This is a genomic window from Neisseria sp. RH3002v2f (assembly GCF_014596375.1).
GTDB classification, from domain to species: Bacteria; Pseudomonadota; Gammaproteobacteria; order Burkholderiales; family Neisseriaceae; genus Neisseria; species Neisseria cinerea.
The window spans coordinates 159706-185416 of record NZ_MAYZ01000020.1 but is presented as its reverse complement, the minus strand read 5'-3'; the positions used below and the strand labels follow the sequence as shown (position 1 = coordinate 185416).

At 50.6% G+C, this 25711-nt stretch carries 16 protein-coding genes; 6 read left to right on the top strand and 10 right to left on the bottom strand.

The features are described from left to right. Window positions 1-6: 6 nt before the first annotated feature. Window positions 7-786 carry a FadR/GntR family transcriptional regulator gene (locus BBW69_RS04820; RefSeq protein ID WP_107860239.1) on the bottom strand — a complete coding sequence of 260 codons (780 nt, stop codon included), beginning with the start codon at window positions 784-786 and terminating at the stop codon, window positions 7-9. Window positions 787-1128: 342 nt separating this feature from the next. Here BBW69_RS04820 and BBW69_RS04815 point away from each other — a divergent pair, with 342 nt between their 5' ends. The 3 genes from BBW69_RS04815 (at window position 1129) to BBW69_RS04805 (ending at window position 7494) form a co-directional block, all read left to right on the top strand. After that, a complete protein-coding gene (locus BBW69_RS04815) occupies window positions 1129-2772 on the top strand; it encodes a lactate permease LctP family transporter (protein WP_188210586.1) in 1644 nt (547 codons plus the stop codon). A 180-nt stretch (window positions 2773-2952) separates the two neighbouring features. Next, a complete protein-coding gene (locus tag BBW69_RS04810; RefSeq protein ID WP_188210585.1) occupies window positions 2953-5085 on the top strand; it encodes a TonB-dependent receptor domain-containing protein in 2133 nt (710 codons plus the stop codon). Window positions 5086-5337: 252 nt separating this feature from the next. Then, on the top strand, window positions 5338-7494 hold the full coding sequence (locus BBW69_RS04805; RefSeq protein ID WP_108044073.1) for a TonB-dependent siderophore receptor: 2157 nt from the start codon (window positions 5338-5340) through the stop codon (window positions 7492-7494). A gap of 111 nt (window positions 7495-7605) precedes the next feature. Here the strand turns inward: BBW69_RS04805 and mtrE are convergent, their stop codons facing one another. From mtrE to mtrC, 3 genes are read right to left on the bottom strand one after another with little or no spacing between them, the layout of a single operon-like run. After that, window positions 7606-9009, bottom strand: coding sequence for a multidrug efflux transporter outer membrane subunit MtrE (gene mtrE, locus BBW69_RS04800; RefSeq protein ID WP_188210584.1), 1404 nt, complete (start codon window positions 9007-9009; stop codon window positions 7606-7608). Between the two features lie 52 nt (window positions 9010-9061). Continuing rightward, on the bottom strand, window positions 9062-12265 hold the full coding sequence (locus tag BBW69_RS04795; protein ID WP_188210583.1) for an efflux RND transporter permease subunit: 3204 nt from the start codon (window positions 12263-12265) through the stop codon (window positions 9062-9064). 11 nt (window positions 12266-12276) lie between these two features. Next, a complete protein-coding gene (mtrC, locus tag BBW69_RS04790) occupies window positions 12277-13515 on the bottom strand; it encodes a multidrug efflux RND transporter periplasmic adaptor subunit MtrC (RefSeq protein ID WP_188210582.1) in 1239 nt (412 codons plus the stop codon). A 250-nt stretch (window positions 13516-13765) separates the two neighbouring features. On the opposite strand from mtrC, the gene BBW69_RS04785 reads away from it, so the two are divergent. Further along, window positions 13766-14401, top strand: coding sequence for a TetR family transcriptional regulator (locus BBW69_RS04785; RefSeq protein WP_188210581.1), 636 nt, complete (start codon window positions 13766-13768; stop codon window positions 14399-14401). Between the two features lie 71 nt (window positions 14402-14472). Here the strand turns inward: BBW69_RS04785 and recC are convergent, their stop codons facing one another. From recC to ccoN, 6 genes are all read right to left on the bottom strand, one after another. Continuing rightward, the gene (recC, locus tag BBW69_RS04780) at window positions 14473-17679 is read right to left on the bottom strand and encodes an exodeoxyribonuclease V subunit gamma (protein WP_188210633.1); all 3207 of its coding nucleotides are present in this window, start codon (window positions 17677-17679) and stop codon (window positions 14473-14475) included. A gap of 99 nt (window positions 17680-17778) precedes the next feature. Then, a complete protein-coding gene (locus BBW69_RS04775; RefSeq protein WP_188210580.1) occupies window positions 17779-19188 on the bottom strand; it encodes a PepSY domain-containing protein in 1410 nt (469 codons plus the stop codon). A gap of 344 nt (window positions 19189-19532) precedes the next feature. Next, on the bottom strand, window positions 19533-20864 hold the full coding sequence (gene ccoP / locus BBW69_RS04770; RefSeq protein ID WP_188210579.1) for a cytochrome-c oxidase, cbb3-type subunit III: 1332 nt from the start codon (window positions 20862-20864) through the stop codon (window positions 19533-19535). A gap of 23 nt (window positions 20865-20887) precedes the next feature. After that, complete coding sequence (locus BBW69_RS04765; protein WP_107860229.1) at window positions 20888-21058, bottom strand: cbb3-type cytochrome oxidase subunit 3; 171 nt, start codon at window positions 21056-21058, stop codon at window positions 20888-20890. Between the two features lie 4 nt (window positions 21059-21062). Continuing rightward, window positions 21063-21674, bottom strand: coding sequence for a cytochrome-c oxidase, cbb3-type subunit II (ccoO, locus tag BBW69_RS04760; protein WP_003677881.1), 612 nt, complete (start codon window positions 21672-21674; stop codon window positions 21063-21065). 26 nt (window positions 21675-21700) lie between these two features. Then, the gene (gene ccoN, locus BBW69_RS04755) at window positions 21701-23134 is read right to left on the bottom strand and encodes a cytochrome-c oxidase, cbb3-type subunit I (RefSeq protein WP_188210578.1); all 1434 of its coding nucleotides are present in this window, start codon (window positions 23132-23134) and stop codon (window positions 21701-21703) included. A gap of 327 nt (window positions 23135-23461) precedes the next feature. On the opposite strand from ccoN, the gene BBW69_RS04750 reads away from it, so the two are divergent. Next, window positions 23462-25210 carry a M61 family metallopeptidase gene (locus BBW69_RS04750; protein ID WP_188210577.1) on the top strand — a complete coding sequence of 583 codons (1749 nt, stop codon included), beginning with the start codon at window positions 23462-23464 and terminating at the stop codon, window positions 25208-25210. A 64-nt stretch (window positions 25211-25274) separates the two neighbouring features. Continuing rightward, entirely contained in the window at window positions 25275-25709 is a 435-nt protein-coding gene (locus BBW69_RS04745) for a TIGR01244 family sulfur transferase (RefSeq protein ID WP_188210632.1), read from the top strand. The last annotated feature ends 2 nt before the right edge of the window (window positions 25710-25711 follow it).

Here is a 25711-nt window from a genome sequence, read left to right as displayed (position 1 = left end):
CGGTATTCATACCTCCCAGTCCTGCACACGTTTCAAATCATTTTGCGCCAAAGTATCCGCATGGCGGTTACGGCTTTGATACTCTCTGTCTTTCATGATGCTGCTTGCCACATAATTCAAATGAACCTTTGCCGCTTCTGAAGCTTCGCCCGGCCGACGGTTTAATATCGCCTCATACAATACACGGTGCTGCGCCATCAGTTTCGGACGCGGATCCTCTTCCTGATTCAAATAGATGATACTGCTGCGCGTCTGCCGGTAAAGCATTTTCAACAAACTGCCCGACAAATGGCTGAACAACAGGTTGTGCGCCGCATCGGCAATCGTCTGATGAAAGCTTACATCGGCTTCGCTCTGATGTTCCAAATTGCCGCTTTCGCATGCCTCCTCAAACTTTTCAAGCCAAAACCCAATCCGCTTCAAATCCGCATCCGTGCGGCGTTCTGCCGCCAAACCCGCCATACAGCCTTCTATATGGCAGCTGAAATCGAAGACATCCTGTTCCCAATTGGAATGCTTGCCCAAAAGTTCCTGCCAACTTTTCAGGAAATCCTGTTGCGGTTTGACAGAAACATAATAACCGTCTCCCTGCCTTGCTTCCAAGACTTGACGGGCAACCAAAATATTCAATGCCGTCCGTACCGACGGACGCGAAACGCCGAACTCTTCCGCCAAAACACGCTCCGGAGGAATCTTGCCCCCCTCCTCATAAACACCTTCCGCAATGCGTTCCTCCAACACCGACAACACCTGATCGCTGATTTTCTGCGGCCTTATCAATTTCATAATCGCATTCTCCTTCTATCGGTTTTCTGCCAAACTTTCTCCGAAATATAAATAAAATTGGACTGACCAACAAACATAAATTCTAATAATACAACACTCCCACCGTCAACCGCATTACCCGCCCAACATTGCAATCCCCTTCAGAACTACATTCAATTACATTTTTAAATAAAATACTATCTTGATTATTAAGGAATAAAATTAATATTCTTTTAAAAATCATCATTTGTATTGAAAAATATATTGACTGGTATATTAAAGTTTCGTAAAGTAGCGTCGTATTATCTTAATTGGTTTGACCAATTTTATTAATCATAAAAATATTTTCGGAGATGCTCAATTATGGAAACTTGGGTTCAAAACTACACGGCAATAGGAGGCAGCCTGTATCTGACAGCAGCCGCAGCCCTCTTGCCCATCATTTTTTTCTTCACTGCCCTGACAGTCCTGAAACTCAAAGGCTATCAGGCAGGCCTTTACACGCTGCTGATTGCACTGGGTGTCGCCATCCTCGGCTTCGGCATGCCGGCAAGCATGGCTGTTTCTTCCGCACTGTTTGGTTTTGCCTACGGGTTATGGCCGATTGCATGGATTATCGTTACCGCCGTATTCCTATATAAAATTACCGTAAAAACAGGGCAGTTCGATATTATCCGCGCCTCCGTTATTTCAATTACAGAAGACCAACGCCTGCAAATGCTCTTGGTAGGTTTCTCTTTCGGAGCCTTCTTGGAAGGTGCGGCAGGTTTCGGCGCACCGGTGGCAATTACCTCCGCACTGCTGGTAGGCTTGGGCTTTAATCCCCTCTACGCCGCCGGTTTGTGTTTGATTGCCAATACCGCGCCCGTAGCTTTCGGCGCTATGGGTATTCCAATCTTGGTTGCCGGTCAAGTGTCCAATCTCGACCCTTACCATATCGGTCAGGTAGCAGGCCGCCAACTTCCTATCCTGTCAGTTATCGTACCCTTCTGGCTGGTTGCCATGATGGACGGTATGCGCGGCATACGCCAAACTTGGCCTGCCGTTCTGGTTGCCGGCGCATCCTTTGCCACAACCCAATTCATTACTGCCAACTTCATCGGCCCCGAGTTGCCTGACGTTACCTCCGCTCTGGTCAGCCTGATCTGCCTGTCTGCCTTCTTGAGAAAATGGCAGCCTAAAGAAATCTTTACATTCAACGGCATGAAAAAACCGTCCGAACGCAAAGCGGGCGAATACACTGCCGGACAAATCATTAAAGCTTGGTCGCCTTTTGCCATCCTGACCGTTTTCGTCAGTGTGTGGACGATTAAGGGCGTTAAAGAGGCTTTGGGCGTTGCCACCATCAAATTCGACTGGCCGATGCTGCACAACTTGGTACAAAAAGCCGCTCCCATCGTCAGCGAACCAACACCATACGCCGCCGTATTCAAAATTGACTTCCTCGGCGCAGTCGGTACGGCAATCCTGTTTGCTTCCATCGTTTCCGCAATCCTGCTGAAAATGAAACCTTCCGAAGCCGTCGGCACTTTCTTTGAAACGCTTAAAGAACTGCGCCTGTCCATCCTGTCTATCGGTTTGGTACTCGGTTTTGCCTTTGTAGCAAACTATTCGGGATTGTCATCCATACTGGCGCTAATCCTCGCAGCGACAGGAACCGTATTCCCGTTCTTCTCACCGTTCCTCGGCTGGTTGGGCGTATTCCTGACAGGCTCGGATACTTCTGCAAATGCCTTATTCAGCTCGCTGCAAGCCAGCACCGCGCATCAAATCGGTGTTACCCCCGAGCTGACCGTTGCCGCCAATACGACCGGCGGCGTAACAGGCAAAATGATTTCCCCTCAATCCATCGCCATCGCCTGTGCGGCAGTAGGCTTAGAGGGCAAGGAATCCAACCTGTTCCGCTTCACCGTGAAACACAGCCTGATTTTCTGTAGTTTTGTCGGTCTCCTCACCCTCCTGCAGGCATATGTTTTACCGTGGACACTGATTTTCTTTAACAAATAAAATATCCGTAAAAATGCCGTCTGAAACAGGTCATGTTTCAGACGGCATTTCTTTTGCGCAACCCATATCTTTCTTATTGATATATGTTAAAAAAATATAACTCCCCTTTTAACATGTAAACTAGTACTATATACTACCTAAGTAGTATTAACATAAAACCTTCTATATAGAGAAACTGATATGAAAACTACCCACTTCCTACTCCTTCCCCTCGCAGCCGCGCTAAGCCAAGCATGGGCAGCCCCTATTGCGGAAGAAACCGCCGAGCTCTCCCCCGTTACCGTTACCGGGACACAGCAGCAAAAAGCCAATACAGTCAAATTCAATCCTAAAGCTACCCTCCAGCCCCTACCGGCAGGGGATGGCGCAGACCTTTTACAATCCGTCCCCAACATGAGCATCATCCGCAAAGGCGGCAGCTCGGGCGATCCATTGTTCCGCGGTTTGGGCGGCTCGCGCCTTGCTATCAACGCAGACGACCAGTTCGTTTACGGCGGCTGTTCCAACCGCATGGACCCACCCACTTCCTACATCCACCCCAGCACCTTTGACGAAGTTGTTGTAACCAAAGGTCCGCAAACCGTTACCCAAGGGATGGGTTTGATCAGCGGTTCCGTTCATTTCGTCCGTAAAGATCCTACCTTCCACGAACAACCCTACTCCTTCAACGGCAGCACCACATTAGGCAACAGCGGCAGACGCGATGCCTCCTTTGAAGCCGGTGCAGGCGGCAAATACGGTTATGCCCGCCTCAATGTCTCACACAACGAATCCGACGACTATAAAGACGGAGCAGGCAACCGCGTACATTCCAACTTCAAACGCGACAGCCAAATGGTTCAGTTGGGCGTTACTCCGACCGAAAACACCACCATCGCCGGCACATACGAACGCAGCCGCGGTAAGGCAGCCTACGCCGACCGTATGATGGACGGCAGCAAATTCGACCGCGACGCGTGGAATGTCCGCATCAGCCAACGCAATATCACACCCTGGTTGAGCGAAATCGAAGCACGCTACGGCTCCAGCGAAATCGACCACGTTATGGACACCTACAGCCTGCGTCCCGTCGGAAAAATGGGCAAGGCAGCCATTAACCCCAAACGCCGTACCGATACCGGCAATCTGAAAGCCACTTTCGATTGGGACAACGTTAACCTTCAAACCGGCATCGACTACATGCGCGACCGCCATACCGAACGATCAGGCGATGAAAAATTCACCGAAAAAGCATATGCTCCGACACAAAGCTTTGACCAACTGGGTGGCTTTGCCGAAGCAGCATGGCAACGTAACGATGCACAAAAACTGATTGCCGGCTTCCGTCACGATCAGGTAACAGGCACATACGAAAACAAGGCCGACTCCGATCCCCTCAAAAAAACCAAATACCCCTTGAATTCAGGCTTTTTCCGATTTGAACAAAAACTGGGCGATACCAAATACTACGCAGGTTTAGGCGTGGCCCAACGTTCTCCCGACTACTGGGAGCGCAAAAAATCGGAAAACCTCCGAAAAGAAACCAACCGTCAACTTGATGCAGGGCTGATTTGGAACAGCGGAAATTGGCACGTCTCCGCCTCTGTGTTTGCAGGCAAAGTTGACGACTTTATCATTGTCGAAACAAAACCGATGATGATGCATCATGCATCCAACAGCGCGGCGGCACATGACCATGCGGCAGCACATAACCACGCGGCGGCACACGATCATGCGGCACACGACCACGCGGCACACGACCATGCGGCACACGACCATGCGGCAGCCGGTGGCAACGCTCCGGCAGCAGGCGGACACTCCGGCCATCATCATGGTGCAGACTTAAGCGCGCGCAATATTGATGCCATCCGTCTAGGCGGCGAAATTGAAGTGAAATGGGAATTCGCTCCTAATTGGAGCGTATCCAGCAACTTAGCCTATACCTACGGTAAAAACCGTACCGACGGCAAACCGTTGGCACAAACACCTCCGCTCGAATGGAACAACACCCTTGCCTTCGACAACGGCAAATTCAGCGCGGGCGCATTATGGAAAGTCGTTGCCAAACAAAACCGCTTCAGCAAAGGTCAAGGCAATATCGTCGGCCAAGATATCGGCGCATCCGCGGGCTTTGGCGTACTTTCCGTCAATGCAGGTTGGAAATTCAACAAATACGCCACCCTGCAAGGCGGAGTGGACAACGTCTTTAACAAAACCTATGCCGAATTCGTCAGCAGAAGCGGAGGATTTGTCGATCCTGCCGCAGGCATCAAAACCACTCGCGTGAACGAACCCGGCCGCACCGCTTGGTTAAGGCTGCAAGCCAAGTTCTAAACGCTTGCATTTGAAAATGCCGTCTGAAACAGAGTCCGTTTCAGACGGCATTTTTTGTAAGGTGCGACCATCCGACAGCACGCTAGCATTTCCTTTTGCCCCTCCTATAATGATTCAATATAAATCTTTATAACTAGATAACTATATATATTTTGACAACAGTCAAAATAATCCTAAATAATATTTACACTAACTAGTATAATTACAACATTTTGCTAAAATCCCGCCGCTAAACCACTAAAAGGAAAAATCATGCGTACCCCACACCCTTCACGCACTGCGCTTGCCGTATCATCCGCACTCATGCTGTTATGCGCCGCGCACGCCTCCGCCGCAGACATTGCCGCCCTTCCGGAAATACACGTCAAAGAACTGGGCAAACAAACGGCTTCCAACTACACCATCCCCGCTTCATCTGCAGCCACAGGCATCAAGCTGACCCAACGTGAAACACCGCAATCCCTGTCTGTCATAACGGCAAAACAAATCGAAGACCAAGGTTTGGACAGCCTGCAGGACGTATTGAAACAAACACCGGGCGTGTTCCACAGCAAAATGGGCAACAACGTATCCGGCCATAGCCAATTTATTTCGCGCAGTCAGGCGATTGACAGCATTTCCGTGGACGGCGCGCCCAAATTCCTTTACGACGGCAAAGCCATCCGCCGCGGCACCAACAATCTGGACAGCGAATTGTATGACCAAGTCGTCGTCGTGCGCGGCGCAAGCGGTTTATCCAACGGCGGCATGGGCGAACCGGGCGGTACGGTTGCTTTGGAACGCAAAAAACCGACTGCCAAACCTGCCGTCAGCGTCGAAGCCGGTGTCGGTTCGTGGAAGCACTACCGCTTCGTCCTTGATGCCAATCAGCCTTTAAATGCAGACAATACCTTGCGCGGCCGCACTATTTTGGTCAGCGACCACGGCGGCGATTACCTACCGAACACTTCGCGCCACAACCACACGTTCTACGGCATTCTGTCCTACGACCTCGCCCCTCAGACCCAATGGAATATCGGTACAGAAATACACCGTTTCCGCAATAAGGGCAGCTCGCGTTTCAGCTATCTGACGGCAGCAGGCAATAAGGAAGACGGATTCATACCGTTTGAGGCTTCGCCGCGCAGCAATTCCTCGGCAAAATGGGCTTACGGCAAAGACACCAGCGCCGAAGTATTTACGTCCCTCAGCCATGAGTTTGACAACGGCTGGAAACTGACAGGCAATTACAGCTATCTGGCGGGTAAAAGCGACATCGTTTCAGGCATTGCCGGTACATACGAAATCAATACCAAGTACGCCGCGCTTTTCACTGCAGACCGCGACCGCAGCAAATACCGCGACCAGAATTTTTCCCTGATTTTGGACGGCGATTATCCGGCGCTGGGCCGCTCGCATGAATTTAATGCGGGCATCAGCTATCAGGACAACAAAGAAAACCTGTCTTTCTATAAAGAAGGCGAGTCAATGATTCCCGATTTGCGCCAATTTGACGGCAACATCGCCAAACCCGATATGCCGTATTTGCGCGACGGTTTTACCAATATGAAAAACCTGTCGGTTTACGGCTCGACCCGTTTCAAACTGACTGACAAGCTGGCATTGATAGGCGGCAGCCGTTTTGTGAATTGGCGATACCGTTACAGCACTGAGCGCAACAAATTCGCTTACAGCAGCCACAAACAAAACGTTTTCATTCCTTATCTGGGTGCAACCCTCGATATTGGTGAAAACTTAACTGCCTACGCGTCGTACACCACCATATTCCGTCCGCAAGTGCGTTATCTGACCAAAGACGGCGCGGCGCTCGAACCGCAACGCGGCAAAACCTACGAGACCGGTTTGAAAGGCTCATGGTTTGAAGGCCGTCTGAATGCTTCTGCGTCCGTCTTTATGAACAAACGCGACCATTTGGGCGTTTATGCGGGTAGATTGCCAAACGGCGAAGAATACTACCGCTCTGCGGATAAAACGACGACCAAGGGCTGGGAACTCGCCGTCGGCGGACGCTTGAGCGACAGATGGCTGCTTAATGCTTCCTATGCGCGTTCTAAAATCAAAGACAGCGAAGGCAAGCAACTGCATCCGTCTTATCCCGTTCATTTGTTCAAACTCTTCACGGCGTACGACGTAACCGACCGTTTGAACTTGGGCGCAAACGTCAACTGGCAAAGCCGCAGCCATACGCTGGACGAATATCCCGCAGATATCAACCCGGCTGCTGCCGCTGCATTGACCCAACGCCCATACGCTACGCTGGACTTGACCGCGCATTACAAAATCGGAAAATCCACACGCATCGGTTTGGACTTTGAAAACGTGTTCAACAAACGCTACCGCACCATGCCTGATATCCATGTTTACGGCACACCGCGCAGCCTGACCGCAACCGTCAAACATACTTTCTAAACGGATACTGCCTGCCATCTTGAAAGGCAGGCAGGCACTGGAAACCGTTTTAAAGAAAGAAATGCCGTCTGAAACCTTATCGTTTCAGACGGCATTTTATTACCCGGCCGGTTATTTACCGGTTTGGGTATCCCGTTTCAATCCTCCGCCGAGTGCCTTGTACATATCGGCAAGGTTTTCGGCGCGGGTTAGTTGGGCCGACAAGACGGCACCCTCGGCCGAATAGCTGCTGCGTTCCGCATCGAGCAAATCGAGCGCTCCGGATACGCCGTGTTTGTAACGCAGACCGACCAGACGCAACGCTTCCTTATAGGCACGGCTTTGTTTGCTTAAAGCGGCATAGGCTTTATCCAGCTGCTCTCGCGCGGTCAATGCGTTTGCCACGTCTTGAAATGCGGATTGGACGGCGGATTCATAGGCAACGATTTGTGCCTGTTGGCGCAGCTTGGCTGCATCAAGGTTAGCTTTGTTCGTACCCCAGGTAAAAATCGGCAGGGTAATAGACGGCGCAAACGACCAAACACCAGTGCCGCTTTTGAACAACCCACTCAATTCGGTAGAACCCGTACCAACGCTTCCGGTCAGGCGGATGGATGGGAAAAAGGCGGCGCGTGCTGCACCGATATTGGCGTTTGCCTGTTTGAGCGCGTGTTCGGCGGCGCGTATGTCGGGACGGTCGAGCAATACTTCGGAACTCAAACCGGCCGGCAGTTTTTCAACAAAAAACTGCTTGTCCAACGGCAAACCGGCGGGCAGGTCATTGGGTATCGGTTGGTTAATCAGGGTTGCCAAGGCATTGCGCGCCTGTTCGCGGCTACGGACGGCATTGGCATAATCGGCTTTGGCAGATTCAATCAAGGCTTCCTGCTGGCGCAGGGCGACGGCGGAAATCACGCCTGCCTTGTAACGCAATTCGGACAGCTTGTAGGTTGCTTCGCGCGTTTTCAAGACACGCTGCGCTAAGGACATCGCTTCTTCGGCATAACGCTCGTTGAAATAGGCTTTGGCAACGGTGGCAATCAGGCTCAAATGTGCCGCATCGCGGTTGGCGACACTGGCAAAATAGCCTTGCAGTGCTGCTTCGCTGCTGCTGCGTACACGCCCGAACAGATCGAGTTCATAAGATGCCGCACCCAGTCCGACATTGTAGCTGCTGCTGACATTGCCGCCGCTCAAACTGCCTTGGCGTGAGCCGCCGGCATTGGCGGCCAGTGTGGGCAGAAGGTTGTTGCGTTCGATCATGTATTGTTTGCGGTAGATTTCGCTGTTCAATACGGCTGTACGCAAACTGGTATTGCGTTCGAGTGCGATGTCGATCAGCTTTTGCAGGCGCGGGTCGGCAAAATAGTCATGCCAACCTAAATCGACCGCACGGATGCCGCTGTCGGCAGTATCGTTTTTAAACGTTTCCGCAACTTCGACTTTAGGCTGCTCGTATTGGGGAATCATGGTACAGGCAGACAATGCAAAGGCTGCTGCAACAGAAGTTAAGGTGGTTTTCAATGTAGTATTCATAAAAAAGTCCCGATGCCGTCTGAAAACCGGCGGTTTTCAGACGGTATTTTGCTTAATATTGTTTATCGTCCGAACCGGTTACACCCGCTTCTGATGCATGTCTGACCGCCATTGCATGCTCGTGTGCAGTTTCTTTGAAGAATTTGCGCACCACTACATAGAAAAGCGGAACCAAGAATACGGATAAAAGCGTGCCGACCAACATCCCCCAGAATACGGTTGTACCGATGGCGCGCTGGCTGGCAGAACTTGCACCACCGGCAATATACAGGGGAACCACGCCCAAAATAAAGGCGAACGAGGTCATGATGATCGGACGGAAACGCAGGCGGGCTGCTTCCAAAGCGGCTTCGACCGCGCTTTTCCCTTGCGCTTGAAGGTCTTTGGCAAATTCGATAATCAAAATCGCGTTTTTCGCACTCAAACCCATCACGGTAACGAAACCGACTTGGAAGTAGATGTCGTTGGCAAATGCAGGAATACCGCCCAACATCAGCTCGGTCAGGTTGCGCCCGGTTACACCTGCCGCCGCCCCTGCCAAGCCTAAAGGCATCACAAGCAGAACGGCCAGCGGAATAGACCAGCTTTCATAAAGTGCGGCAAGCACCAAGAAGACTGCAACGGCGGCAAGCGCGTAAAGGGCAATGGTTTGCGAACCACCTTTTGCCTCTTCGCGCGACTGTCCGCCCCACTCCAAGCTGTAACCGCCGCCCAATTCGTCAACCATTTTTTGAACTGCCTCCATGGCCTGACCGGTGGAAACACCTGTTGCGGGCGAACCGGACAGTTCCATAGCGGGATAACCGTTGAAACGAACGCTCTGTTCCGTACCCATCTGCCACGAAACGGTGGCAATCGAAGAAAGCGGAACGGCAATGCCCGATCTGTTCGGCACAGTCAGATTCAAGATGTCGGCAGGCTGCATACGTGCCGAAGCATCCGCCTGAACCATCACGCGCTGCAGACGGCCTTGGTTCGGGAAGTCGTTGACGTAAGACGAACCCAGCGCATTTGCCAGTGCGGTACGGATGCTGGCAAAAGAAATACCTTGTGCCGAAGCCGCCGAACGGTTAATGTCGATTTTCAACTGCGGCGCATCTTCCAAACCGCCGGCACGGACAGTGCTGGGGTTAAACAAACCGCTGGTACGCATTTTCTGAATCAATTCGTTGCGTTTGGCCAGCAATGCGGCATGACCGGTATTGTTGCGGTCTTGCAGGTTGATGCTCAAACCGGAACCGTTGCCCAACTCCATAATCGGAGGCGGAACGATGGCGATGCCGAAACCGTCTTTAAGCGTCCCCATCATCATACCCGTCAGCTTGCCGGCAATCGCAACGGCATCGCTGCCGGGGGCGGTACGTTCGTTCCAGTCTTTGAGCATGGCAAAACCCATCGCCATGTTCTGACCGTTACCCGAGAAGCTGAAGCCGGAAACGGTAATGATGTTTTCAATTTCAGGAATGCTTTTTGCCAACTGCGTTACTTGCGCCAGCGTCGCATCGGTACGCTCTTTGGTCGCACCCGCAGGCAGTTGCACGCTGACCATGACGAAGCCTTGGTCTTCGGTCGGCAAGAAAGAAGTCGGTAGGCGCATAAACAGGAATACGCCCACAACCGCCAAACCAACATAAACAACCATCATGCGCAAAGTCTTGCGCAAGACTTTGGCGACCCAGCCTTCGTAGCCGTGTGTCCAGTTATCGAATTTTTTGTTAAACCAACCGAAGAAACCTTTTTTCTCTTCGTGATGCCCTTTCGGGATGGTCTTCAACATTGTGGCACACAAAGCAGGGGTGAGTGTCAGCGCAAGGAAGGCGGAGAAGGCTATCGATGCCGCCATAGTCAGTGCAAACTGTTTATAGATATTGCCCGTCGCCCCGCTGAACATAGCCAGAGGAACGAATACAGACATCAAAACAGCAGTAATACCGATTACCGCACCGGAAATCTGACCCATTGCTTTTTTGGTTGCAGCCTTAGGCGGCAGGCCTTCACCCTCCATAATGCGCTCGACGTTTTCAACCACCACAATCGCGTCATCGACCACAATACCGATGACCAAAACCATCGCAAACATGGTCAGTACGTTTATCGACATGCCCATATAAGAGATGAAGGCGAAACCGCCCAACAGGGAAATCGGTACGACGATGGTCGGAATCAGCGTATAACGGATGTTTTGCAGGAAGAGGTACATCACGACAAAAACCAGCACCATCGCCTCTAACAAGGTATGGATGACTTTTTCAATCGAAATTTCGACGAATTTGGAAGTATCGTAAGGGGTTTTCCAGCTCATACCCTGAGGAAAGTATTTTTCCAACGTCGCCATGCGTTCTTTGACCGCTTTTGCCGTCGCCATCGCATTACCGCTATTGGACAGCATCACCGCCATACCGGTGGTATTTACCCCGTTCAGACGGGTTGAGGAAGAATAGTCTTCCATACCCAATCCGACTTTCGCCACATCCTTCAGGTAAACATTAGAACCATCAGTATTGGCGCGGAGGATGACGTTGCCGAATTCTTCGGCCGTACTCAACTGCCCTTGCGCCGTTACGGTAGCCGTAACAGTCTGCCCCTGAACAGCGGGAAGCGAACCAATGGAACCTGCGGAAATTTGGATATTCTGTGCCGACAGCGCACTGCCGACATCAGCAAACGACAAATTGTAGTTCTGCAGTTTCTTAGGATCAACCCAAATACGCATGGCGCGTTGCGCGCCAAACAACTGAACCTTGCCCACCCCGTCGATACGTTGCAGTTCGGGCACAATATTGCGCTGCGCGTAGTCGTTCATCTCCTCGGTTGACTGTACGTCTGACGACAGCATCACAATCATCAAGAAATTGGAACGCGCTTTGGATACGGTAACGCCGTACTGTTGAACGGTTGCCGGCAACATGCTCAGTACTTCGGAAAGCTTGTTTTGCACCTCCACCTGAGCCAAATCTTCGTCGGTTTCAGGCGTAAAGGTCAGGCTCACGCTGCCGCTGCCGCTCGAATCGGCAGAAGTGGACATATAATCCAAACCTTCCACGCCGTTCATATTCCGCTCGATAACGGAAAGTACGCTGTCTTCCATCACTTGTGCGGATGCACCCGGATAAGTAGCCCTCAGGGTAATATTCGGTGCGGCAACAGACGGATATTGCGAAACAGGCAGGCTTTTAATGCCGAAAATACCCGCCGCAATAATGAAAATCGAAATAACCCACGCAAAAATGGGGCGGTCGATAAAGAATTTAGCCATCGATGCCTTCCTTATTTCTCTTCAGAAGCAGGTTTGGCTTCAGATGCCGTCTGAACGCCGGCTTGAGGGGCAGAAGCTTGGTTTTCAGACGGCATCCATTCTTTAGGCGTTACTTTTTTCGCACCCGTCATGCCGGCGATACTGATTCCTTCCACAACTACCTTGTCCCCGTCCTTCAGACCTGACGTAACAATCCAATTCGCACCCTGCTGTTGTGCAACCGTTACCTCGCGTGGTTCCATGCCGCCTTGGGCGTTCACAATCATCACGGTATCTTTCGTACCGCGCGTTACCGCCTGCTGTGGAACGATGAATGCATTATCCACCGCCACTTGATCCATCAGCACGCGCACATACAGGCCGGGCATCAGGATATTCTGATCGTTCGGTACGGCGGCGCGCAGGGTAATCTGACCGGTCGATTCGTTGACGGTCGGATCGGCAAACAGCAGGCGGCCTTTTTCAGGATAAACCGTACCATCATCAAATTTGATGCCGACCGCTACCGCACCGTCTGCCGCCAGCAGCTTGCCTTCGGCTATCTGCCGGCGCAGTTTCATCACTTCGGATGCAGACTGGGTAACGTTCACATACATCGGATTGGTTTGGCGGATGGTCGCCAGTACGGTCGCATCGCCGGCGTTCAGCAACGTACCTTCGGAAACTTTGGACTGGCCGATAAAGCCCGAAATCGGTGCGGTAATACGCGAACGGTTCAAGCTGATACCGGCGGATTTGATTGCCGCCTGTGCCGCTTTGACGCCTGCCTCGGCAGAACGTTTCGCCGTTACCGCGGCATCGTACTCTTGTTTACTGATGGCATCGGCGGCAACCAGAGGTTTGTAACGCGCCAAGTCGGCATTGGCTTTAGCGAGGGTCGCCTGCGCGCTGGCTAATTGGGCGCGCGAGCTTTCCAGATTTGCTTCATAGGTGGAGCTGTCGACTTGGTAAAGCGGCTGTCCGGCATGGACATAACTGCCTTCTTGGAACAGGCGTTTTTGGATGATGCCGCCGACTTGCGCGCGGACATCGGCGGTACGCAGCGATTCCAAACGTCCCGGCAACTCGACAGTCAATGCGACGGTTTGCGGATGGACGGTTACGACACCGACGACGGGGGTCGGAGCTTCCCGACCCACAGGCTGCCCGCCCTGTGCCGCCTCATCTGCTTTGCCGCAAGATGACAGTGCCAACGCGACAGAGGCTGCCAACGCAGCCGCACGCATCGCCTTAGAAGCATAAAAAGCCATTATTTATCCTATCTGTCTGGTTTGATATAAAGGGTTTTGCCAATCAACAGGCATTCTTATTTCAGGATATAAAAACCGCCTGCTTTGATACCCGAATGTTCGAACGGGTTGCAAAGCAGATTATACCTGTTTTCAAAGTTGAGATGTAGTCTCAATTTCATGGGTTTCATTATACATACACGCTTGCATGGTTTCAAAGCATTTTTTATAATCCGCCCTCATCAAACCGTGCCGAAACGAAACTGCCATTATGAGAAAAACCAAAACCGAAGCATTGAAAACCAAAGAGCATCTGATGCTTGCCGCACTGGAAACCTTTTACCGAAAAGGGATTGCACGCACCTCGCTCAATGAAATCGCCCAGACTGCCGGCGTAACGCGCGGCGCACTCTATTGGCATTTCAAAAATAAGGAAGACTTGTTTGACGCGTTGTTCCAACGTATCTGCGACGACATTGAAAACTGTATGTCGAAAGATACGGAAAATAATGCCGAAGGACAATCTTGGGCAATATTCCGCCGTACGCTGCTTCATTTTTTCGAGCGGCTGCAAAGCAACGACATCCACTACAAATTCCACAGCATCCTGTTTTTAAAATGCGAACACACGGAGCAAAATGCCGCCGTTATCGCCATTGCACGCAAGCATCAGGCAATCTGGCGCGAGAAAATCACCGCTTTTCTGACCGAAGCGGTGGAAAATCAGGATTTGTCGGGTGATTTGGACAAGGAAATGGCGGTTATCTTCATCAAGTCGATGTTGGACGGGCTGATATGGCGCTGGCTCTCTTCCGCTGAAAATTTCGATTTGGGTAAAACTGCACCGCGCATCATCGAAATGATGATGGACAACTTGGAAAATCATCCCCAGCTGCGCCGGAAATAATCAAGCCTTTGTAACAATGCCGTCTGAAAACCTTTTTTCTGTTTTCAGACGGCATTTGTCTTTCTATCCTGTTATGCTGTTCCGGCCTCTTCCTTTTTTTCCGCTGCGGCAAGCGTGTCGGCAAGCAGGCGGACGAGGTTTTCAAACAGGGGCTGTTCGAGTGGTTCTTCTCCTCCGCCGAAAACGAGGGCAACTTCGGTATAGTCTTTCTGCCCTTTGCTGACTTTGCTGCCGTAATAGGCGGTTTGGGCTTTTTTCAGTGCCGCATCCCAATCCGTTTTTTCGGCCAATGTTTCGGCGGCGGCAAGCGAGGTCTTGGCAAAAAACGGCAGCGGGCGGTTTTGTCCGATATTAAAAAATGCAATCCATTCCGACAATAGCTGCAATGCCCTGTCTTGCGCGATTTCCGCCAATACTTCTGTTTCTCCGGATCTGACGATAAAGGTTTGCCGCGTTTCGGCTTCAGACGGCATGACGGCGCAAAATATCAGGTGTTCCAGCAAAAAAGCGATACGTTGCGGCGCATTGGGTTTACCGTAGGCATAAAACACCTGCCCGCACCGGTACAACCTGCCCAGACTTCCTTTTAGGATTTGTCCGTCCGACGGTATGGCGTATGAAAGCGGGGGCAGTTTGGGGCTGTTTAAAATAGCCGTGTCGATTTGTTTGGCGGCAAGTTGGAAAGACTGCTGCCAAAGCTTGCCCAATTCCCCTGAGGGCAGGAGGCTTTCCGCCACGATACGGGCGGCTGTTTGGGAAAAATCTTGTCCTTCGCGGCGCGCCTCGATATAGGTTTCGGCGATTTGCTCGGCATGTTGTGGCTCAAAGGGCTCGGCCGGCTCCCATGCTTCGTCGATATAGGGTTCGCTCCAAGAAAGCTGCTGCTGAAGCCATGCTTTGACGGGATTACGCCAAAACCGGACAAATGCCTCCTGTCCGATTTCGGCAACGGATTCGCAGCTTTCGACGGGATTGTCGAAAAAGGGCTGGGGCTGCCCTGAGGGGCATCCGAGTGCTTCGGCGTAGTCGGTACGTGTACTGAATATGCCGTCTGAACGGGAACCGGTCTGGAAATAGCGATGTGAGAAGGGTTGCAACGGATGCTGTTCTATCCAGTTTTCTGCAAGTTGCCGGCTGCCGATTCCGGTCATGGCAGCAACAGTATCGATGAGTTCGCCCAACAGTGAAGATGGAGCTAGTTCTTCGTCTTTGCGGATGTCACGCCCGATGTAGGACAGGTACAGGATTTCACGCGCACTAATGAGGGCTTCGAGGAACAGGTAGCGGTCGTCATCGCGGCGGGCGCGGTCGCCTTTGGCGGGATGTTTGGCAATCAGGTCGAATACGGCGGCTTTGGTATTGCGGGGAAAATCTCCGTCGTTCAAACCCAACAGGCAGATGACTTTAAAGGGCAGGCTCCGCATCGGTACCATACTGCAAAAGGTGATGCCGCTGCGTAAAAAGCCCGCCTCGCTTTCACTGTCGAGGAAACGGCGGATGTGGCGGATGACGGTTTGTTGCGGCAACTGCCCGACGAACCCGGCCAGCGTGCTCTCTTCCTGCCATTTGACCCATTCGTTTTCAAGATTTTGGACTGCCTTTTGGTCATCGGCTTCGGCTTGGAACAATGTTTTAAGCAAACCTCGGCAACGTCCTACCCATTCATCAACCGTCGCAGGTTGCCGCCATATCCGTACAATATCCGACAGGGACTCGATAAAGGCGGCAAAACGTCCGAACATGGCGGTTTGATTCACGTCGGCATACCACGCGCTGACATCCTGCCACATCGGATTGCCGCCTTCGGGCAGCATCCAGCCCAAGATCATGCGTTCTACCGCCTGCTTCCAGGTGAACAGCTGATCCGTGCCGCCGCGCATTTCTCCGTCCAAACCCCAGCGGACGTTCAAATCGGCAACCATGTCGTGCAAAAGCGGCAAATCATCCTCAGTCAGTCCGAAATGGCGCAACACGGGCGCGGTTTCTAAAAGCACAAGCACTTTATCGACTTCAAATCGGCTTTCCAACAAGTCGAACAGGCATGACAAAGCATGAAACAGCGGTTGTCGGCGGCTGATTTTCACATCCGAAACGGAATACGGCAATGCCTGCGCACCGGGCTGCGCCTGTCCGAACACGGCTTCGATAAAAGGCGTATAGGATTCGATATTCGGGGTTAATACGGCTATATCATGCGGCTGCCAATCGGGATGTTCATGTAGAATTTTCAACAGTTTGTCTTTGAGTATCTGCAATTCGCGCAAAGGGCTGTGTGCGGAGACGATGCGTATCGATCCGTCGTCCGTATTAATATTTCCCGCTTTTTCAGACGGCATATCCAAGTTTTGGATATCGGTTTGCAGGGCGTGCAAAAGCGTATCGCGGCTGCCTTCTTCGAACACCGGCGTTTCTTCTTCTATTTCCATTTCGTTCAAAAAGTCGAAAAAGTCCCGCCCCTGCTTGCCCAATGAGGCGAGCAGCGGATGCCCCGCCTGAGTTAAATCGGGATCGCCACTGCCTTTGAGGATTTGCGCCGCTTCAATGACATTGCCCCAATACATCCCGCTTGGATTGAGTGCGAACACGAACACATCGCAATGTTCGGACAGCTTGTGCAAAAGCTGCAGATACATCGGCGCCATAGTGGAAATGCCGAAAACGAAATAACGCTCGGGCAGCTTATCACTGCTCAAAGATTCCAACAGCTTTTCCCACAAAGCAACACGGTGCAGCGCGCTTTGCCTGCCGTCGTCGAGGTAACGCCACAGTTTGGACTGCCAGATTTCATCGTCGCCCAAACCGAGCAGCCTGCCCTGCTGCCAAACGTCTATCCACTGAGGACGATACACAAGGTATTGGTCGAATATGTCTGCAAGCTGGCCAGCAAGCTGATAATCTGCCGATTCGCCGCTGCCCAGATAGTCTTGCAGCACATTCCTCACATCTTCAAATTCTGCCGTATTCCGGAATACCTCGCTGCGGAACAAATCCAGCAGCCGCCAGCGCATGACTTCTGGGGCAAACGGGCTGAGTTCCGGAATACCGGGAATCAGTTTTTTCATCAACTTCCACGTCAGGCCGGCGGGCAGGCTGAACGCCAAATTCGCCGCCACGCCCAAATCGCGGGCGAGGCAGGTATTGAGGTAGCGGCGCATCCCCTGACTCTGCACAATAATTTGTTCGGGCTGTAGAGCCGATTTCAGCGGTTTGAATTTTTGAATGTGGGCAAACAGTGCCGCCAGCGTTTCAAGACGATTGGATTGATACAAATAAAACATGATTTCAACAAAAGTTGCGGACAAGTATTCGGGATTATATAGCCTTTCCCCCATCAACCTTCAAACAAAATGCCGTCTGAACATTCAGACGGCATTTGGTCATTTAAACCATTTCCTCAAAACAGGAATCCGCGACAGCAGCAACGTATCCAACAGCCAAATAACGGCAATGGCAACCAGTGCGGTCGGGAAAAACAATGCAATTGCCAATAGCGGCAATGCCATCATCCACCAAACCGGCAGCTTGACTTTCTGTGCCGGCGGAACCATGCCCACCGCTCCGGTCGGACGGCGTTTCCACCACATCACGCAGCCGCTGACACTGATAAAAATGACGGCAAGGCAGAACAAGACGTTTGCCAATACGCTCCACCAGCCCAGAGTACCCATATGCAGCGCAATGCTTGCCGCCATGAATTTACCGAACGGGTTGTAATCGGCAAAACGGATATCGGCAAGAATCTTGCCGCTGTATTGGTCGATATGTACCGTACGGTCGGCAAACGGGCTGATCATGTCATAACTCATAGAATCCTGCGACAAAGTCCATACCCCGTCCTCACCTTTGGGCAAATTCAACTGATAACGCCCTTTGAAACCGATTTCCCGCGCGAAACGGTCGACGGTTTCCAAGGTCATCGGCTCGTCGGGGTTAATGCCGTCTTCACCCACAGTCGTCCCTGAGACAGGCATAGGCGTAAGCTCCAAAATCCACGGTACTTCTTTAACCTTGCCGTCATTCAATACCTCGCCGTGGGTCGGTACAACTGAAACAGGGTTCGGTTCAACACCCCATTTGCCGGCCGGGAACTGACTCCAAGCCTGTACGAACTTGCCGCCCCAAATACCCGCCCAAGCAATTCCGGACAGACAGAACAACAGCAAAATCAACGATACCCAAGTTCCAAACGCGCCGTGCAGATTCCGCCACCAAGAACGCGCCCTGCCTTTTGGCGGCAGCAGCATCGCTTTAATGCCGCGCTGTTTCGCCCACCAAAGGTACAAGCCGCTGACAACCATAATAATGGTCAGTGAAGCTGCCGTTTCCAAAAGATAATCGCCTGCCGCACCGAGCATCATATCGCCGTGAATTTCATCCATAGTGTGATACCAACCCTGATTGCGCGTCATGGTGTTGACCACTTTTGCCGTATAAGGATCGACCGCAACCATGGTTGCCTTACCCTCATTGTTGACACGGAACACAGCAACCATATCATCAGCACGCGGTGCAATATATTGGACGACAGATGAAGTCTCCGGATTAACGGCACTGCGTGCCGCTTCTGCCTGAACAGAGAGGGGTTGCACCACTGCCTGAGGAACGACATGAATACGCTCTCCCTCTTTACCGGTAATATTGGCAAACAACAGCATACCCAAACCTGTAACGGCAAGCAGGGTCAAGAAGGGCATAACCAACAAACCGGCATAAAAATGCCACCTCCAAACGGTCAGATAACGCCGGTTATTCTGCTGACCGGCTTCAGTTTTGATTTGTGTATCCATTAATCGTCCTTTTGAAATTAGGGTTATCGTGATGATGCGCGATTATAAATAATAAAGACTAATTCTTTATGATTAAAATCAATTTTTTTTGCAACATATGAAAAAAGATTCAATTTTGAAGAAACAAACCTATATGCCGTCTGAAAGCATCAAACAATGCTGTCCGACACCCAACCGCACCATTCTTTAAACCATACAAAAATATCAGTCGGTCTAACCGTTTAAGCATCAAAATCTCCACTTTCAAACGGCATAAATCAAAAACAGGATTTCCGTTCAAAATAAAAAATCCGGATTCGATATGAATCCGGATTTCTGCGTCCTACAAAGTCGGAAAACAACGGTTAGAACTTACCGCCTGACTGGTTGACCATATAGTCAACCGCAGCTTTGACCTCATCATCGCTCAAATCGCCGCGACCGCCTTTTGCCGGCATCGCATTGAAGCCTTCGATTGCATGTTTGTGCAATGTGTCCTTACCTTTTTTGATGCGATCGGCCCAGTCGGCTTTCGTGCCGACGTGGGGAATACCCGGAATCGCATTGCCATGGCAGGCGGCACAAACGGTTTCATAAACCTGTTTGCCGTCCACTTTGGCAGCAGGTGCGGCTTTTTCCTCGGCTTTAGGTTCTGCTGCGGCAGGTTTGGCTTCAGAAGCGGCTTGTGCTGCTTCTGCAGGAGCAGATGCTGTGGGTTCTGCCGCCGGTGCGGGAGTCGGTGCAGGTTCGGCTTTTTTCACCGGTGCTTTACCGTCTTTGTTGGAAAGACCCCATACATAAGCAGTCATGATATGCAGTTTGTCTTTATCTAAGAAATGTCCCCAAGCAGGCATTTGGCTGCTGCGTCCGTTGGTAATGGTTTCGATAATGGCTTTTTGCGTACCGCCCCACAACCACACGTCATCAGTCAGGTTCGGACCCAAACCTTGGATACCTTGCCCCTTATCGCCGTGACAAGTGAAACAGTTGGCAGGCGGACCGCTGAACAAGGCTTGTCCGCGCGCGGCACGTTCCTCATCATACTGACCTTTGGGTTTTGAAAGAGACATCACATAATGCGCAACGTCTTTTACGCCTTCCTCACCTAAAGCAGGACCCCATGCAGGCATAGTTGCAATGCGACCTTTCTCAATAGTCTCATGAATTTTATCGGGATCGCCGCCCCACAACCAATCGCCATCGGTCAGGTTAGGGAAACCTTTAGAACCTTTAGCATCAGAACCGTGACACTGGATACAATAAGTGTTAAACAGGTTTTGGGCAATTTGTTTGGCTTGAGGATCTTTTGCCACTTTTTCAATCGGCATATCTGCAAATTTAGCGTACAGCTTGCCATATTGTTCATCGGCTTTTTTAACCTCTTTTTCATATTGGTTATGGCTGGTCCATTTCAATAGACCTTTATAGTCGCCGACACCCGGATACATAACCAGATAACCGATACCGAACAACCATGTCAAAACATACAGCCAAAACCACCACCGCGGTAACGGATTATCGTATTCGGCAATACCGTCCCACTCATGACCCGTGGTTTGCACTTCTTCGCCCTTCTTCGGGCGCTTGACAACATTTTGAGACAACAGCAGCCAGGCTAAGCCGATAAAGCTCAGTAAGACAATAACTGCAATATATAAATTCCAAAAGTTACTGGTAAATTGGGATGTTGTGTTCATTGTTTTGCTCCGTTATCACGATATCAACGGTGTTCGCTTTTTTTATCTTGTGTATCTTGATTTTCATCGAAAATACTGTTTGCGGCATCATCGTAGTTTTTCTTGTTCCGTCTGTTGAAGACAATATAGAGTACCAACAGGAAACAGATGAAGATCCATACCGTAAAAAGAGAACGAATACCGTTAATATCCATGATGTTACCTTACGTTCTTCAAAGCCAGACCCAATCCTTGCAGATAGGCGACTACAGCGTCCAGCTCTGATTTGTTTGTCAAAGCTTCCGGTGCTTTTGCAATTTCCTCATCGCTGTAAGGCGTACCCACTTTACGCAAAGCCTTCATATGTGAAACGGTTGCTTCAACATCTACCTTATTGCGTGCAAGCCACGGGAATGCCGGCATATTGGATTCAGGCACGACATCACGCGGATTCAGCAAGTGGATACGATGCCATTCGTCAGAATAACGACCGCCGACACGTGCCAAATCAGGACCTGTACGTTTGGAACCCCATTGGAACGGATGGTCATAAACTGACTCTCCGGCAACGGAATAATGACCGTAACGTTCAGTTTCTGCACGGAACGGACGAATCATCTGGGAATGGCAGTTATAGCAACCTTCACGGACAAAAATATCCCGTCCTGCAACTTGCAAAGCATTGTAAGGTTTCACGCCCGGAACCGGCTGTGTTGTCGCCTTGGTAAAGGCCAATGGGACAACCTCGATCAACAGACCGACACTGACTACAAGCAGCGTGAACACAATCAGAACACCGATTTTTTCTTCAGCTAATTGTTGTAATTTCATTTTGGTAGCCTATCTTTCTTAGTATTTTAGTGATGCTGTGTTTGGGAAACCGCAGGGATTTCAGCATCAACCGCTTTACCGCTGATGGCTGTGCGGTACACGTTGTACGCCATAATGCACATACCGCTCAGATACAATAAACCACCTGCAAAACGAATCATGTAATAAGGCATGGTACGTTTTACGGATTCAACAAACGAATAAGTCAAAGTACCATCATCGTTCAAAGAACCCCACATCAAACCCTGCATTACACCGGCAATCCACATAGCAGCGATATACAGTACCACACCGATGGTGGCAATCCAGAAATGTGCTTCTACCAGTTTGGTGCTGTGCATCTGTTCTTTACCGAAAAGGCGAGGAATCATGTAATAAACAGAACCGATAGTTACAAAACCTACCCAACCCAATGCACCTGCATGAACGTGCGCGACAGTCCAGTCCGTATAGTGGCTTAATGCATTGACCGTTTTAATCGACATCATCGGACCTTCAAAGGTAGACATACCGTAGAAGGACAAGGATACAATCAGGAATTTAAGAATTGGGTCTGTACGCAGTTTGTCCCATGCGCCGGATAAGGTCATGATGCCGTTAATCATACCGCCCCAAGAAGGTGCAAACAGAATCAAAGACAGAACCATACCCAAAGATTGAGTCCAGTCAGGCAGCGCAGTGTAGTGAAGATGGTGCGGACCCGCCCACATATAGGTGAAGATCAACGCCCAGAAGTGAACGACAGACAAGCGGTAGGAATAAACGGGGCGACCTGCTTGTTTGGGGACGAAGTAGTACATCATACCCAAGAAGCCGGCAGTCAGGAAGAAGCCTACGGCGTTATGACCATACCACCATTGAACCATGGCATCGATTGCACCTGAATAAACAGGATACGATTTCATCAAACCGGCAGGAATACTAATGTTATTGACAATGTGCAAAAGCGCAACTGCCAAAATAAAGCCGCCATAGAACCAGTTGGCAACATAAATATGTTTAATCTTACGTTTGGCAATCGTACCGAAAAATACGATGGCGTAAGCCACCCAAACCAATGTAATCAGAATATCAATCGGCCATTCCAGTTCGGCATATTCTTTACCCTGAGTCCAACCCATAGGCAGGCTAATGGCCGCAGCAACGATTACTGCCTGCCAACCCCAAAAGGTAAATGCAGGCAGCCAACCGCCGAAAAGACGGGTGTTACAGGTACGTTGGACAACGTAGTATGAAGTGCCGATCAAGCCGCAACCGCCAAATGCGAAAATAACTGCATTGGTATGCAGCGGACGCAGACGACCAAAGTGAAACCAAGGGCCGATGTCCGATAAATCAAGGGCGGGAGCAAACAATTGGGCAGCCACGATAACGCCGACCAACATGCCCACGATACCCCAAACTACAGTCATGATGGCGAACTGGCGCACCACTTTGTAGTTGTAAGTTTGTGTGTCCATGAGAGTCTCCATGAATTATGGGAATAAAAATTTTTTATCCTGCCGACCCTTGCAGCCTATTCAAGGTACAATTCGGGCAAGCGTAATTTTTTCTAAATTTAACATATCTACTTTATTACGCCAAGCAGAATTACATTTGAAAGATAAAGGGTGCCCACTCTTAAATATATTTTTATTCCATAAAAATCAAATTTTTATAATAAATTGCATTTTATTTTTCATTACTTGTTTTTCAAGCCCCTTTTTTTTATAGCACTTTATTGATGTAGATTAAGCTGCATTCTAAAGTCATTTAGTCAATAATATTTAACAATACAAGCAATAGCTATGATTAATTATAAAATTGTTCCATCTCCTCTCGATCATGAATGGCACATCCTACTGACATTCACGAAACATGATGATTTTCCAATAGAAATAAGCCTCCCGAACTGGACTCCCGGCAGTTATCTGATTCGGGATTTTTCCCGCCACATTACATCTATCGATGCATCCTGCAACGGTGTACCCGTCCGACTCGACCAAATTGCAAAAAACTGTTGGCATGCCGCCTCCTCACGCGGAGAGTGGCAAATCCGCTACACAGTGTATGCATTCGATTTGTCTGTTCGCGGTTCTTTCCTGTCGACGGAACGAGGTTTTTTTGACGGGGCATGCCTGTTTTTAAGGGTTAAAGGGGCTGAGATGCTGCAGCACCGGTTGGATTTGTCTGATATTCCGACAGGATGGCGTATCGCCACGACCCTAACCGAAACAGACCGATATATTTTTCAGACGGCATCCTATGCCGAATTGATTGACCGCCCTGTGGAAATGGGCTTGATTGAATTTTTAGATTTTGAAGCGGCAGGAATTCCGCATACACTCGCCCTAAGCGGCATCTATCCCGACTTCGACCGCAACAGGCTGATTTCAGACCTCAAGAGAATCTGCGAAACTGAATTGGCAATATTTTCCTCCCCTGCCCCATTTGAGAAATATTTGTTCCTGCTCCATGTCGGTGAACAAATATATGGCGGTCTGGAACATACCGACAGCACCGCCCTGCTTTCTGACCGGCACTGGCTGCCACCTGCAGGCATGGCCGATGCCAATGAAAACTATACCCAGCTGCTCGGGCTTTTCTCCCACGAATATTTTCACGCGTGGAACGTCAAATCCATCAAACCTACCGCATTCGTCCCTTATAACCTCGACAAAGAAAACTATACCGAACAACTATGGGCATTCGAAGGCATTACATCCTATTACGACGATTTGTTTTTGGCACGCAGCCGCACCATCTCGCCCGAATCTTATTTAAACCTGCTGGCACAAGGCATTACGCGCGTACAACAAACCCGCGGCCGTTTGAGGCAGACCTTGGCGGAATCGAGTTTTACCGCGTGGAACAAATTTTATAAACCGGATGAAAACAGTCCGAACGCCATCGTCAGCTATTACCAGAAAGGTGCACTGGTCGCATTGTGCCTTGACCTGATAATACGGAACCGGAGCAACGGCAGTCATTCTCTTGATACGGTAATGGACGAACTCTATCGAGAGTGGGCGGATACGCGCATGGGCATTCCGGAAAAACACTGGCAAATCCGTTGTCAGGAAATTACCGGCTTGGATTTGGAAGATTTTTTCCAAAAAGCGTTATACAGTACCGAAAATTTGCCACTTGCCGAATGCCTGTCTACCGCAGGCGTGGGACTGACCTTCCTGCCTCTTCCCCGTCAACACGGCGGCGGATATGCGGAACACATTTGCCCCGTCCTCCCGGTAGGCGATTTCGGCGCACGTTTCAAACAAAACACCAACCACATCGTCCTGACACATATCCTTAACGGCGGCAGCGCGGAATCTGCGGCACTGTGTCCGCAAGACAAAATCATTGCTTTAGACGGTTATGCCTGCACCGACTTTGCCGCACAATGGGCCCAATACCCCGTCGGGGCAAAAATCAATATCCACTTCTTCCGTTCCGGCATATTGCGTCAAACCGTCTTGACGGTTCAGGCAACGGGGGCGGATACTGCACTTTTACATATCACAGACCGGAACCTGTTAGAAAACTGGTTGTTCGGTTAAACTTTCAGACGGCATTGCACACAAAATGCCGTCTGAAAACCAACCGCAAAGCAAAGGAAATAAAATGGCGATTCTAAAACTTGACGAACATCTCTACATCTCCCCACAACTGACTGAAGCCGATGCGGAACAAATCTCGCTACTGGGTATCAAAACCGTCGTCTGCAACCGCCCGGATCATGAGGAAGAAGGACAACCAGACTTTTCGCAGGCTCGCCCGTGGCTGGAAAAAGCAGGCGTTACCGGATTCCATCACCAACCCGTTATCGCCCGCGACATCCAAAACCATGATGTCGAAGCCTTCCGACAACTCATCGGACAAGCCGAATATCCCGTCCTTGCCTATTGCCGAACCGGTACGCGCTGCTCCCTCCTGTGGGGCTTCCGCAGAGCGGCAGAAGGTATGCCGGTTGACGAAATCATCCGCCGCGCAGAAGCGGCAGGTGTAAATCTGGAAAACTTCAGAACCCGTTTGGAAGACGCAGCGGTCAAACCATAAAA

What these genes read in the sequence shown, in the direction of transcription:
- ccoP (WP_188210579.1), bottom strand. Translation starts at nt 20,864, where the DNA reads ATGAACACAACATCCCAATTTACCAGTAACTTTTGGAATTTATATATT.
- BBW69_RS04810 (WP_188210585.1), top strand. Translation starts at nt 2,953, where the DNA reads ATGAAAACTACCCACTTCCTACTCCTTCCCCTCGCAGCCGCGCTAAGC.
- BBW69_RS04750 (WP_188210577.1), top strand. Translation starts at nt 23,462, where the DNA reads ATGATTAATTATAAAATTGTTCCATCTCCTCTCGATCATGAATGGCAC.
- ccoO (WP_003677881.1), bottom strand. Translation starts at nt 21,674, where the DNA reads ATGAAATTACAACAATTAGCTGAAGAAAAAATCGGTGTTCTGATTGTG.
- BBW69_RS04820 (WP_107860239.1), bottom strand. Translation starts at nt 786, where the DNA reads ATGAAATTGATAAGGCCGCAGAAAATCAGCGATCAGGTGTTGTCGGTG.
- BBW69_RS04775 (WP_188210580.1), bottom strand. Translation starts at nt 19,188, where the DNA reads ATGGATACACAAATCAAAACTGAAGCCGGTCAGCAGAATAACCGGCGT.
- BBW69_RS04795 (WP_188210583.1), bottom strand. Translation starts at nt 12,265, where the DNA reads ATGGCTAAATTCTTTATCGACCGCCCCATTTTTGCGTGGGTTATTTCG.
- recC (WP_188210633.1), bottom strand. Translation starts at nt 17,679, where the DNA reads ATGTTTTATTTGTATCAATCCAATCGTCTTGAAACGCTGGCGGCACTG.
- BBW69_RS04815 (WP_188210586.1), top strand. Translation starts at nt 1,129, where the DNA reads ATGGAAACTTGGGTTCAAAACTACACGGCAATAGGAGGCAGCCTGTAT.
- ccoN (WP_188210578.1), bottom strand. Translation starts at nt 23,134, where the DNA reads ATGGACACACAAACTTACAACTACAAAGTGGTGCGCCAGTTCGCCATC.
- BBW69_RS04765 (WP_107860229.1), bottom strand. Translation starts at nt 21,058, where the DNA reads ATGGATATTAACGGTATTCGTTCTCTTTTTACGGTATGGATCTTCATC.
- BBW69_RS04785 (WP_188210581.1), top strand. Translation starts at nt 13,766, where the DNA reads ATGAGAAAAACCAAAACCGAAGCATTGAAAACCAAAGAGCATCTGATG.
- mtrE (WP_188210584.1), bottom strand. Translation starts at nt 9,009, where the DNA reads ATGAATACTACATTGAAAACCACCTTAACTTCTGTTGCAGCAGCCTTT.
- mtrC (WP_188210582.1), bottom strand. Translation starts at nt 13,515, where the DNA reads ATGGCTTTTTATGCTTCTAAGGCGATGCGTGCGGCTGCGTTGGCAGCC.
- BBW69_RS04745 (WP_188210632.1), top strand. Translation starts at nt 25,275, where the DNA reads ATGGCGATTCTAAAACTTGACGAACATCTCTACATCTCCCCACAACTG.
- BBW69_RS04805 (WP_108044073.1), top strand. Translation starts at nt 5,338, where the DNA reads ATGCGTACCCCACACCCTTCACGCACTGCGCTTGCCGTATCATCCGCA.